Source organism: Streptomyces sp. NPDC051976 (genome assembly GCF_040680795.1).
In the GTDB taxonomy this organism is placed as follows: Bacteria; Actinomycetota; Actinomycetes; order Streptomycetales; family Streptomycetaceae; genus Actinacidiphila.
In genome coordinates, this window is sequence record NZ_JBFAXL010000081.1 from 20,972 (window position 1) to 31,657 (window position 10,686).

Below are 10,686 nucleotides of genomic sequence, written 5' to 3' on the forward strand. Positions count from 1 at the left end.
GGACTCCGTCACCGTCCGGTCGGCGTGCCTTCAGGGGCGCGCCGGCCGGGCGGGCTGCGCCACCACCCGGCCGTGGCCCCGCTGGCCACCTTCACCGCCGGGCTGGGCGCCGCCGTCTATCTGTACGGCACCGACCCGCACCAGTCGGGCCACTGGCTGCCGCGCTGCCCGTTCAACTGGACCACTGGTCTGCTCTGCCCGGCCTGCGGCGGCACCCGGCTCGTCTACGACCTGATGCACCGCGATCCGGTGCGGGCCTTCCACGACAACGCCGTCCTGATGCTGGCCCTGCCCTTCGGCCTGTGGATGGCCGGCCGCTGGCTGGTCGAGGGGCTGCGCGGCCGCCGCTGGCGTCCGGTGCTGAACCCGCGTGCGCAGTACGCCGTCCTGGGCGTCGCCGTGACATGGGCGATCGTGCGCAACGTGTTCTGAATACCGTTCTGAACACTGTTCAGAACGGTATTCAGAACGGTGTGCGAAGCACTGTTCAGGACAGGGCGCGGCGCTACGGCCGCACCGGGTCGAGGAATCCCTGCTCCACCAGGAGCCGGATCGACTCGGGGGTACGGTCCCGCAGCACCACCGGGTCCTCGCCCAGGAGCTGGGCGATCGCGTCGACGATGCGCCCCGCGGTGAGGCTGCCGTCGCAGACGCCCGCGAATCCGGCACCCACGGTGTCGACCTTGGTGGCGCGCCGCATGCCGCGCGCCGCGCGCAGCACCACGTGCTCGGGGTCCTCGGCGCCCGGCAGTCCGACCTGTTCCTGCACCACCTCGTCGGCGAGCGAGAAACGGGCGCTGAGCAGCGCCGCGTCGTCGTGGGAGCGCAGGAAGTCCTGGCGGGCGAACCACCCGGCGATGTGCGGCCCGAGCGGCTGCTCGACCGGGTGCGGCCACTCCTCCACGGTGATGACGGGATGCTCCGCGCCGGTCTTTCGCAGGGTGATCCAGCCGAAGCCGATCCCGTTGACCTTGCGCTGTTCGAACTCGTCCAGCCAGGCGTCGTAGCGCGCCGCATAAGTGGCCGGATCTGTGCGGTGGTCGCCGCCGTCGCGCAGCCAGAGTTCGGCGTATTGGGTGACGTCCTGGACCTCGCGCTGCACGATCCAGGCGTCGCAGCCGCGCGGCACCCAGGAGGCCAGGCGTTCGCGCCAGTCCTGCCCCTCGATGTGCTGCCAGTTGGCCAGCAGTTGGCACAGGCCGCCGTCGTTGAGATGGTCGGTGGACTGCTGCACCAGGGTGCGGCACAGCTCGTCGCCGGCCATTCCGCCGTCTCGGTAGGTGAAGCGCCCCTGCGGGGAGATCACGAACGGCGGGTTGGAGACGATCAGGTCGTAGCGGTCCTCGCCGACCGGCTCGTAGAGGCTGCCCTGCCGCAGATCGGGCTCGCGGGCGCCGGACAGCGCGAGGGTCAGCCGGGCGAAGTGCAGGGCGCGCGCGTTGACGTCGGTCGCGGTGACCCGGGTGGCGTGCTGGGAGAGGTGCAGCGCCTGGATGCCGGAGCCGGTGCCGAGGTCGAGCGCGCTGCCGACCGGTTCGCGTACGGTCAGCCCGGCCAGCGTGGTGGACGCGCCGCCGACGCCGAGCACCAGATCGGCCCGGTCCACCCCGGGAACCCCGGGCACGCCCGCCGTGCCGCCGCCGATGCCGCCCGCGCCGCCGACCGCGCAGCCGAGGTCCGAGACGATCCACCAGTCGGCGCCGTCGGCGCCCGCGTACGGCCGGATGTCCACGGTGGCACGGACGTCGTCGCCGTCCCGCAGCAGCCAGCCCTCGGCCTCGTAGGCGTCGAACCGGGGCAGGGCGGCGCGGGCCCGCTCGTAGGAGACGGGGCGCTGGAGCAGGAAGAGCCGCACCAGGCTCTCCAGGGGGCTGCCGCCCCGGGTGGCGCGCAGCGCGGGGACGGTCTCGGCCCGGGACAGCGCCGCATACGCGGCCGCCCCGAGGAGGTCGAGGCAGCCGTCGGCGGTGAAGGCCGCCGCACGCAGGTCGTCACGCAGGGACGGGGTACTGCCGGGGGCGGGGAGAGGGGGCGTACTCACACCCGCCATTGTCCCGGAATCGCCGCCGCCCGGCGCCCTCCGTGCGGCCGGACAGGCATCGCGGCGCCCGCGCCCGGGCCCGCCGCTAGCTCGCGGCCGGGGAGGCGGACGGCGAGGAGGACGCCTGCTTGCAGCCGGGCTGCTTGGCCATCGCCTTGCCCACATCGCCCTGCCGGAGCGTGTCGAGCGCCTGCTCACCGTTCTTGCTGACCTTGGCCAGCGAGTCGGAGACGCCCTTGAGGCCGTCGGCGAACTTGCCCTGGTCGCTGGTGTCGAGCCCGTCGACCTGCTTCTTCAGCGTCGCGTACTCGGTGGACAGCCCGTTGAGGTCGGAGACCGCGTCCTGCTGGATCTTCGCGCCGTCGTCGACCGGCGGGGCGCCCGCCTTGCTCACGATGTCGGCGAGGGACTTGTACGCCTCGGAGATCGACTGGAAGGCGGCGGAGTCGGCGGACTTCACGTCCTGCGGCTTGCCGTTGCCGTTGACCTGGGTGATCGCGGTGTTCGCGTCATTGATCTTCTTGGTCTGCGCGGCGGCCTGGTCGCAGACGCCCTGCGCCCAGTTGTCCAGCTTCTTGTTGGAGTCGTCGCTGCATCCCGCCAGCGTCAGGAGCAGCGCCGCACCGGACAGCGCGGCCAAGAACTTCTTGTTCAGCTTCACCGGATCGGTCCCTTCCATGGCTTTACGGCCCGCGAACTTACACGCCACAGGGGGGTGCACCGTGAATCCAAGGGAGGATTCGTCCGGTATTCAAGCCATTCGCACCATCGTACGGATGCCTCGTACGCATACCTCGTACGGATCCATGAAAAGGCGGTGGACGGCCGGTCAGAACCGGCCGCCCACCGCCCTCATGACGCACTGTCCTGCGGACTGCCCGTCAGGATCCCGCTGTCAGGACCTGACGGTCGGTACCTGACGGTCGCATCTCCGATGTCAGGCCACGGCGGCCGGGTCGGTGCGCCGCTGGCCCGCGTCGCCGTCCTCGCCGTCACTCTCCATGGCGATGCCGCGCCTCTTGGAGACGTACACCGCCCCGACGATGACGGCGATCGCCACGATGGCCACGGCGATCCGCACGCCGAGGTTGGCGTCGACGCCGTAGCTGAACTTGACCACCGCGGGGGCGATCAGCAGCGCCACCAGGTTCATCACCTTCAGCAGCGGGTTGATCGCGGGGCCCGCGGTGTCCTTGAACGGGTCTCCCACGGTGTCGCCGATGACGGTCGCGGCATGGGCCTCACTGCCCTTGCCGCCGTGATGGCCGTCCTCGACGAGCTTCTTGGCGTTGTCCCAGGCGCCGCCGGAGTTGGCCAGGAACACCGCCATCAGGGTGCCGGCGCCGATCGCGCCCGCCAGGTACGAGGCGAGCGAGCCGACGCCGAGCGAGAAGCCGACCGCCACGGGCGCGAGGACCGCGAGCAGGCCGGGCGTGGCCAGTTCGCGCAGCGCGTCCTTGGTGCAGATGTCGACGACCCGCCCGTACTCGGGCAGTTCGGTGCCGTCCATGATCCCCGGATGCTCACGGAACTGCCGTCGCACCTCGTAGACCACCGCGCCCGCGGAGCGCGAGACGGCGTTGATGGCGAGGCCGGAGAAGAGGAAGACGACGGCCGCGCCGAGCAGCAGCCCGACCAGGTTGTTGGGCTGGGAGATGTCGAGCGAGAGCCAGCGGGCGTCGGAGGGCCCTGGATGGGCCTTGGCGACGGCCGTGTCGATGGCTTCCTTGAAGGAGCCGAAGAGCGCTGTTGCGGCCAGGACCGCGGTGGCGATGGCGATGCCCTTGGTGATCGCCTTGGTGGTGTTGCCGACGGCGTCGAGGTCGGTGAGCACCTGGGCGCCCTCGCCGTGGACGTCGCCGGACATCTCGGCGATGCCCTGGGCGTTGTCCGAGACCGGGCCGAAGGTGTCCATGGCGACGATCACACCGACGGTGGTCAGCAGGCCGGTGCCCGCCAGCGCGACGGCGAACAGGGCCAGGAAGACCGAGGTGCCGCCGAGCAGGAAGGCGCCGTAGACCGCCAGGGCGATCAGCACCGCCGAGTAGACCGCGGACTCCAGGCCGAGCGAGATACCGGCCAGGATGACGGTCGCCGGGCCGGTCAGGGACGTCTTGCCGATGTCGCTGACCGGGCGCCTGCTGGTCTCGGTGAAGTAGCCGGTGAGCTGCTGGATCACCGCGGCCAGCACGATGCCGATGGCGACGGCCACCATGGCCAGCACCCGCGGGTCGCCGGGGTGGCTGGAGATGTCGCTGTCGACGCCCTTGAGGTCGGCGTAGGAGGAGGGCAGATAGGCGTAGACGGCGATGGCCACGCCCACCAGGGAGATCACCGCGGAGATGAAGAACCCGCGGTTGATGGCGGTCATACCGCTGCGGTCGGCGCGGCGGGGGGCCACCGCGAAGATGCCGACCATGGCGGTGAGCACGCCGATCGCCGGGATGAGGAGGGGGAAGGCCAGGCCGGAGTCGCCGAAGGTCACCTTGCCGAGGATCAGCGCGGCGACCAGCGTGACGGCGTACGACTCGAAGAGGTCCGCCGCCATGCCCGCGCAGTCGCCGACGTTGTCGCCCACGTTGTCCGCGATGGTCGCGGCGTTGCGCGGGTCGTCCTCGGGGATGCCCTGCTCGACCTTGCCGACCAGGTCGGCGCCGACGTCGGCCGCCTTGGTGAAGATGCCGCCGCCGACACGCATGAACATCGCCAGCAGCGCCGCGCCGAAACCGAATCCCTCCAGGACCTTGGGCGCGTCGGCCTTGTAGATCAGCACGACCACCGAGGCGCCCAGCAGACCGAGGCCGACGGTGAACATGCCGACCACACCGCCGGTCCTGAATGCGATCTTCATTGCGCGGTGCGATACGTCGGTGAGATCCGCCGGCGGTTCTCCCGGCGCCGGAGTCGCCGATCGCGCCGCCGCGGCGACCCGCACATTACTGCGGACCGCCAGCCACATTCCGATATACCCGGTGACCGCCGAGAAGACGGCGCCGACCAGAAAGAAGATCGACCTGCCGATTCGCTGCGAAGTGGTGTCCGACGGCAGCAGCATGAGCAGGAAGAACGCCACCACGGCGAAGATCCCCAGAGTACGGAACTGCCGTGCGAGGTAGGCGTTGGCGCCTTCCTGCACGGCAGCCGCGATCTTCTTCATGCTGTCGGTGCCCTCGTCCGCTGCGAGCACTTGACGTACCAACACCGCGGCGAGCGCCAGTGCGGCCAGTGCGACCACCGCGATGATCAACACGAGGGTGCGATTTCCGTCGGTCAGTACCGGGGTCGCAGCAAGCGTGTGAGGGGTAAGTAGCCCCGCCATTCGTCCTCCTTGACGTTTGGCGCATGGGCGTGCGGCTTCTACGGCTCGACAAGCCGCGACGCTCAGGCGAGCTGAGCAAGATGGACGGATTGTAGGGAGCCAAAGCTGATCAAAAAAGGGTGCCCGCCAGGAAAAAGATATCCGCGATTGCCGGAATCGGCTCGGGACGACCCCGCTGAACTGGGCCGGAAGGGTGAGGACGCGTGACGGACAGATCGTCTACGCGGGGTGGCGGCAGGGTGGCCGCGGGGGCGGGCGCGGCTACGCCGGGGCGGCGACAGGCGGGTGCTGCCGGGCGTGGCCGACCACCCGGCTCATGGCGAGCCCGTTCGGGTGAGGGCCGGCCCCTGACGGGGCGCCGGCCGACGCTACGGGGTGACGACCGGCCAGCTCATGCGGATCACTCCGCCGGTGGCGGTCTCGGTGACGTCGACGTCGTCGACCAGGCCGCTGATCACCGCGAGGCCCATCTCGCCCTCGTCACCGGCGTCGTCGCCCGCGGCGTCCGGCGCGGAGCCGCTGGCGCTGCTGGGCACCTCGTCGGTGACCTCGATGGCGAACTTCTTCTCCTCCTCGATCAGCCGCACGCGCACCGGCGCCTCGACGCCGTTGCTGCGGTGCAGGCCCACGGCGCGGCTGCACGCCTCGCCTACCGCGAGCCGCACCTCGTCGAGAACGGCCTCGTCCACACCTGCCCGGCGCGCCACCGCCGCCGCTACGAGCCGTGCTGTGCGCACATGCTCCGGCTGGGCGCTGAAGAGCAGTTCTACGGTGGGCATGGCCTCCCCCTCGGTCCTATGGGTGGGCATCGCGGGGGCCCGGACGGCGAACCCGTCCGGTGCCCCGCCGCTGCGGAAGTCAGTCGGTCGCCGCGACAGCCTCGTCGACCGAGGTGTGAATCGGGAACACCTTGGTCAGACCGGTGATACGGAAAATCTTGAGGATGCGCTCCTGGTTGCACACCAGACGCAGCGATCCTTCATGCGCGCGCACCCGCTTCAGCCCGCCGACGAGCACACCCAGGCCGGTGGAGTCGAGGAAGTCCACTCCCTCCATGTCCACGACCAGGTGGTAACTCCCGTCGTTCACAAGCTCCACCAGCTGCTCACGCAGCTTGGGCGCGGTGTACACATCAATCTCGCCGCCGACTTCGACGATCGTGCGATCGCCGACGGTTCGGGTCGACAGGGACAGGTCCACGGATCCTCCAGCACCTTGCATCGACGCGGCGCCCCCCAGGGGCCTCCCCACCTGAAGGTAGGGGACGGATCGGCGGCCGCGATGGCATTCAATCACTTCGCAGTGGGCCAGCACGACGCCTTACTGCGATTGTCCGTCACGCCGGTGACACACTGAGTGCCGATGGCCCAGGATCAACTTCCGCAGTCGGCGCACGGCCGCCCGTCCCCCCGCACCGCTCTGAAGCGGCTCGCCACGGGGGTAGACCGAGCCGCACGCATCACCCATACGGAGCACCTGCCCCCGCGGGTCGGCCGCCATGCATCATGGCCCGACGAGATCAGAAAAGAGATCACCGACGCGATTCGCGCCGCCGGAATCGACCGTCCGTGGGAACACCAGGCGCTCGCGGCGGGCCACGCCGCCCGCGGCGAGTCGGTGGTGGTCTCCACCGGAACCGCCTCCGGCAAGTCGCTGGCCTACCTCGCCCCGGTCCTCAGCGCCCTGCTGGACGGCTCCGAGGCGCCGAACGGCCGCGGCGCCACCGCGCTGTACCTCGCGCCCACCAAGGCCCTGGCAGCCGACCAGCGCCGCTCGGTGAGCGCGCTGGCCGCCCCGCTGGGCACCGCGATCCGCCCCGCCGTCTACGACGGGGACACGCCGGTGGAGGAACGCGAGTGGGTCCGGCAGTACGCCACGTATGTGCTCACCAACCCGGACATGCTCCACCGCGGCATCCTGCCGGGCCACGCCCGCTGGGCCAGCTTCCTGCGCAGCCTGCGCTACGTCGTCATCGACGAGTGCCACACCTACCGCGGCGTCTTCGGCTCCCACGTCGCCCAGGTGCTGCGCCGGCTGCGGCGGGTGTGCGCCCGCTACGGTGCCGAGCCGGTCTTCCTGCTGGCCTCCGCGACCGCCGCCGACCCGGCCAGGGCCGCCTCCCGGCTGACCGGGGTGACCGTCGCCGAGGTCACCGAGGACACCTCGCCCCGCGGTGAGCTGGCCTTCGCCCTGTGGGAGCCGCCCTTCACCGAGCACTCCGGCGAGCACGGCGCTCCGGTCCGCCGCACGGCCACCGCCGAGGCCGCCGAGCTCCTGACCGACCTGGTCGTCCAGGGCGTGCGCACGGTCGCCTTCGTCCGCTCCCGGCGCGGCGCGGAACTCGTCGCCCTGATCGCCCAGGAACGGCTCGCCGAGGTGGACGCCTCGCTGCCCGCCCGGGTCGCCGCCTACCGCGGCGGATACCTCCCCGAGGAGCGCCGGGCCCTGGAGCGCGACCTGCACTCCGGCCGGCTGCTCGGCCTGGCGTCCACCTCCGCGCTGGAACTGGGCGTGGACATCTCGGGCCTCGACGCGGTCCTGCTGGCGGGCTATCCGGGCACCAGGGCGTCCCTGTGGCAGCAGGCGGGCCGCGCGGGGCGGTCCGGCCAGGGCGCCCTCGCCGTCATGGTCGGCCGGGACGACCCCCTGGACACGTATCTCGTCCACCATCCCGAGGCGATCTTCGAGCAGCCGGTCGAGTCCACCGTCCTCGACCCGGACAACCCGTACGTCCTCGCCCCGCACCTGTGCGCGGCCGCCGCCGAGCTGCCGCTGACCGACGACGACCTCGCCCTCTTCGGCCCCGAGGCGCCCTCGCTCGTCACCCAGCTGGAGCAGCGCGGACTGCTCAGGCGGCGCACCGGCGGCTGGTACTGGACCCGCCGCGAGCGGGCCGCCGACCTCACCGACATCCGCGGCGAGGGCGGCAGGCCGGTGCAGGTCGTGGAGGCGGCGACGGGGCGGCTGCTGGGCACCGTGGACTCCTCCTCGGCCCACGCCACCGTTCACGACGGCGCCGTCCACCTGCACCAGGGGCGCTCCTACCTGGTGCGGCGGCTCGACCTGGAGGACGGCGTGGCGCTGGTCGAACCGGCCGACCCGCCCTACTCCACGATGGCCCGCGAGACCACCGAGGTCCGCGTGCTCAGCGGCGAGCTGGAGGAGCCCTGGGGCGACGCCCGGATCCACTTCGGTTCGGTGGAGGTGACCCACCAGGTGGTGTCCTTCCTGCGTCGCAAGCTGCTCACCGGCGAGATCCTCGGCGAGACGAAGCTCGACCTGCCGCCCCGCAACCTGCGCACCCGCGCCGTCTGGTGGACCGTCACGGACGCCCAACTGGACGCCGCCCGAATCCATCCCGAGGAGCTGCCCGGCGCCCTGCACGCCGCCGAACACGCCTCCATCGGCCTCCTCCCGCTCTTCGCCACCTGCGACCGCTGGGACATCGGCGGCGTCTCCATACCGCTGCACGCCGACACCGGTCTGCCCACGGTCTTCGTCTACGACGGCCACCCCGGCGGCGCGGGCTTCGCCGAGCGGGCCTTCCACACCGCCCGCTCCTGGCTCACCGCCACCCGCGAGGCCATCGCCGCCTGCACCTGCGACTTCGGCTGCCCCTCCTGCGTCCAGTCCCCCAAATGCGGCAACGGCAACGACCCCCTCGACAAATCCGCCGCGGTCCGCCTCCTCGACTGCCTCCTCGCCGCGGGCGGCGAAGCCCTGACGGGCGAGGGCGGGTCGGACGCCGGGCCGGGCGCCGGGGACGCCGGGGGCGGGTCGGACGCCGGGCCGGGTGCTGGGGACGCCGACGGCGAGTCGGGCGTGTCCGGGGTGCCCGACGCCGGTGGCAAGCCCCGGCCCGACGGCGCTGATGGCGGCTCCGACGCCTCCGGAGAGGCCGGGGGCAGGTCGGGCGGCGGTGAGCGGGGGGCCGGGGGCGGAACCGGCGGCGGAACCGGCGGCGGGCGGGAGTGAGGGGCCCGCGCGGGAACGCACCCGGGCGCCGTCCACCGCGGCGGTGACGTCGGAGATCTCACCCGAGACCGCGCAGCTCACCAACCGGGCGCCCTGGGCGGCCGCGACCCGGCCCGCGAGCCGGCAGGCGGCCGGGCGGCCCTCGAGCGCGTGGTCGGCGGCGGCGAGCGCCGCGAGGTCCGCGGCGCCGCCCGCACGGTGGCGGGCGATGACGGCCTGGTCCAGGCGGAGCACCGCGGCGAAGACCGCGCACAGCACGGCGACCAGCCCGAGCGACCACACGGTGGCCGACCCCCGGTCGTCGCGCCGCCCACCGCGCCTCACGGCCCCCCACCCCCGCCCACGGCGTCCTCGGCGAGAGCGACGGCCGCGGCCCGCAGCGTCATCGGGAAGCGGGGCGCGGGGACGGTGACGCGGACCCGGATGAGGTCCCCGGTGCGCACGACGCTCACCCGGGCCCCGGACGGCGCGGCCTCCCGCGTCACCCACCGCACGGTGTCCGGCGTCTCGGACCTGGCCGCCGCCCGTGCCCCCGCACGCGCCGCGTCCACACAGCGGACCTGCGCCGCTGCCGCCATGAGCCCCCAGATCAGCGCGGCGGTCAGCAGCACGAGCACCGGGATCACCATCGTGGTCTCGGCCGTCACATAGCCGCCGTCGCGGGCCTCAGAACGGCACATGGAGCGCCCTCACGATCACGCTGGTGAGCGCGGACCGCACCGCACCGCTCGTCACGATCTTGTAGAGCACGGCCGCGAACCCGCAGGCGGCGATCGTGCCCACCGCGTACTCGGCGGTGCTCATCCCCGCCTCGGCCGCCGCCGCCCGGCACCGCCGGATCTGCCGCCGCATCAGCCGCCGGGCCGTGCGCCTGACCCGCCGTTCCGGACGGCCCGTCCGGTCGCTCGGGTCGGTCGGGTCGGTCGGGTCCGTCCTCGTCTGGTTCAACATCGCGTCCTCCTGAAGGCATGCGTGGGTGTGGACATGGCTGGGTCATGGCTGGTGGTGCGTCGGCGTCGTCCGGGCGAGCGGCGGGCGGTCAGCCGGTGCGGCCGCCGAGGACCGTTCCGGCCAGGCCGATCACCACGGGGGCGACGCCGACCAGCAGGAAGGCCGGAAGAAAGCACAGGCCCAGCGGGGCCGTGGCGAGCACCGCCGCCCGTCTGGCCCGCCCGAGCGCCGCACGGGCGCGCCTGGCGCGGTGGTCGGCCGCCAGCCGGGACATCTCCGCGACCGGCGCGGCGCCGGTCGCGGGGGCCCGCGCGGGGCACCGCCGCAACGCTCGGGAGGCCGCCCGACGGACGACCCGAAGCCAGCTCTGGGCTCGGTCGTCGCCGCGCCTCCGGTCGGA

The 10,686-nt window shown here is 72.6% G+C and carries 9 protein-coding genes and 2 pseudogenes; 2 read left to right on the forward strand and 9 right to left on the reverse strand.

The annotated features are described in order from the left end of the window. Positions 1-24 precede the first annotated feature (24 nt). A complete protein-coding gene (locus AB0M29_RS41080) occupies positions 25-432 on the forward strand; it encodes a DUF2752 domain-containing protein (RefSeq protein ID WP_365392010.1) in 408 nt (135 codons plus the stop codon). A 73-nt stretch (positions 433-505) separates the two neighbouring features. Here the strand turns inward: AB0M29_RS41080 and AB0M29_RS41085 are convergent, their stop codons facing one another. From AB0M29_RS41085 to bldG, 5 genes are all read right to left on the reverse strand, one after another. Beyond that, the gene (locus tag AB0M29_RS41085) at positions 506-2,050 is read right to left on the reverse strand and encodes a methyltransferase (RefSeq protein ID WP_365392012.1); all 1,545 of its coding nucleotides are present in this window, start codon (positions 2,048-2,050) and stop codon (positions 506-508) included. A gap of 76 nt (positions 2,051-2,126) precedes the next feature. After that, the gene (locus tag AB0M29_RS41090) at positions 2,127-2,720 is read right to left on the reverse strand and encodes a small secreted protein (RefSeq protein WP_365392014.1); all 594 of its coding nucleotides are present in this window, start codon (positions 2,718-2,720) and stop codon (positions 2,127-2,129) included. Between the two features lie 258 nt (positions 2,721-2,978). Next, complete coding sequence (locus tag AB0M29_RS41095; RefSeq protein ID WP_365392015.1) at positions 2,979-5,360, reverse strand: sodium-translocating pyrophosphatase; 2,382 nt, start codon at positions 5,358-5,360, stop codon at positions 2,979-2,981. 368 nt (positions 5,361-5,728) lie between these two features. Next, entirely contained in the window at positions 5,729-6,139 is a 411-nt protein-coding gene (locus AB0M29_RS41100; protein ID WP_365392017.1) for an ATP-binding protein, read from the reverse strand. A gap of 79 nt (positions 6,140-6,218) precedes the next feature. After that, a complete protein-coding gene (gene bldG / locus AB0M29_RS41105; protein WP_031520166.1) occupies positions 6,219-6,560 on the reverse strand; it encodes an anti-sigma factor antagonist BldG in 342 nt (113 codons plus the stop codon). A 162-nt stretch (positions 6,561-6,722) separates the two neighbouring features. Here bldG and AB0M29_RS41110 point away from each other — a divergent pair, with 162 nt between their 5' ends. Beyond that, positions 6,723-9,335 (forward strand): DEAD/DEAH box helicase, encoded by a 2,613-nt coding sequence (locus AB0M29_RS41110; RefSeq protein WP_365392020.1) that lies wholly within the window; start codon positions 6,723-6,725, stop codon positions 9,333-9,335. Here AB0M29_RS41110 and AB0M29_RS41115 read toward each other — a convergent pair. From AB0M29_RS41115 to AB0M29_RS41130, 4 genes and pseudogenes are all read right to left on the reverse strand, one after another. Further along, positions 9,336-9,659: pseudogene (locus tag AB0M29_RS41115) on the reverse strand (Rv3654c family TadE-like protein); the annotation flags it as partial. Then, on the reverse strand, positions 9,656-10,015 hold the full coding sequence (locus AB0M29_RS41120; RefSeq protein WP_365392022.1) for a TadE family type IV pilus minor pilin: 360 nt from the start codon (positions 10,013-10,015) through the stop codon (positions 9,656-9,658). The gene AB0M29_RS41120 and the pseudogene AB0M29_RS41115, both read right to left, overlap by 4 nt. Further along, complete coding sequence (locus AB0M29_RS41125; protein ID WP_365392024.1) at positions 10,002-10,286, reverse strand: DUF4244 domain-containing protein; 285 nt, start codon at positions 10,284-10,286, stop codon at positions 10,002-10,004. The genes AB0M29_RS41120 and AB0M29_RS41125 overlap by 14 nt, the downstream gene beginning before the upstream one ends. Before the next feature lie 88 nt (positions 10,287-10,374). Continuing rightward, positions 10,375-10,686: pseudogene (locus AB0M29_RS41130) on the reverse strand (hypothetical protein); the annotation flags it as partial.

Excerpts from the sequence above, each read along its gene's own strand:
- AB0M29_RS41110 (WP_365392020.1), top strand. The coding sequence starts at position 6,723 with ATGGCCCAGGATCAACTTCCGCAGTCGGCGCACGGCCGCCCGTCCCCC.
- AB0M29_RS41085 (WP_365392012.1), bottom strand. The coding sequence starts at position 2,050 with ATGGCGGGTGTGAGTACGCCCCCTCTCCCCGCCCCCGGCAGTACCCCG.
- AB0M29_RS41100 (WP_365392017.1), bottom strand. The coding sequence starts at position 6,139 with ATGCCCACCGTAGAACTGCTCTTCAGCGCCCAGCCGGAGCATGTGCGC.
- AB0M29_RS41120 (WP_365392022.1), bottom strand. The coding sequence starts at position 10,015 with ATGTGCCGTTCTGAGGCCCGCGACGGCGGCTATGTGACGGCCGAGACC.
- AB0M29_RS41090 (WP_365392014.1), bottom strand. The coding sequence starts at position 2,720 with ATGGAAGGGACCGATCCGGTGAAGCTGAACAAGAAGTTCTTGGCCGCG.
- AB0M29_RS41125 (WP_365392024.1), bottom strand. The coding sequence starts at position 10,286 with ATGTTGAACCAGACGAGGACGGACCCGACCGACCCGACCGACCCGAGC.
- AB0M29_RS41095 (WP_365392015.1), bottom strand. The coding sequence starts at position 5,360 with ATGGCGGGGCTACTTACCCCTCACACGCTTGCTGCGACCCCGGTACTG.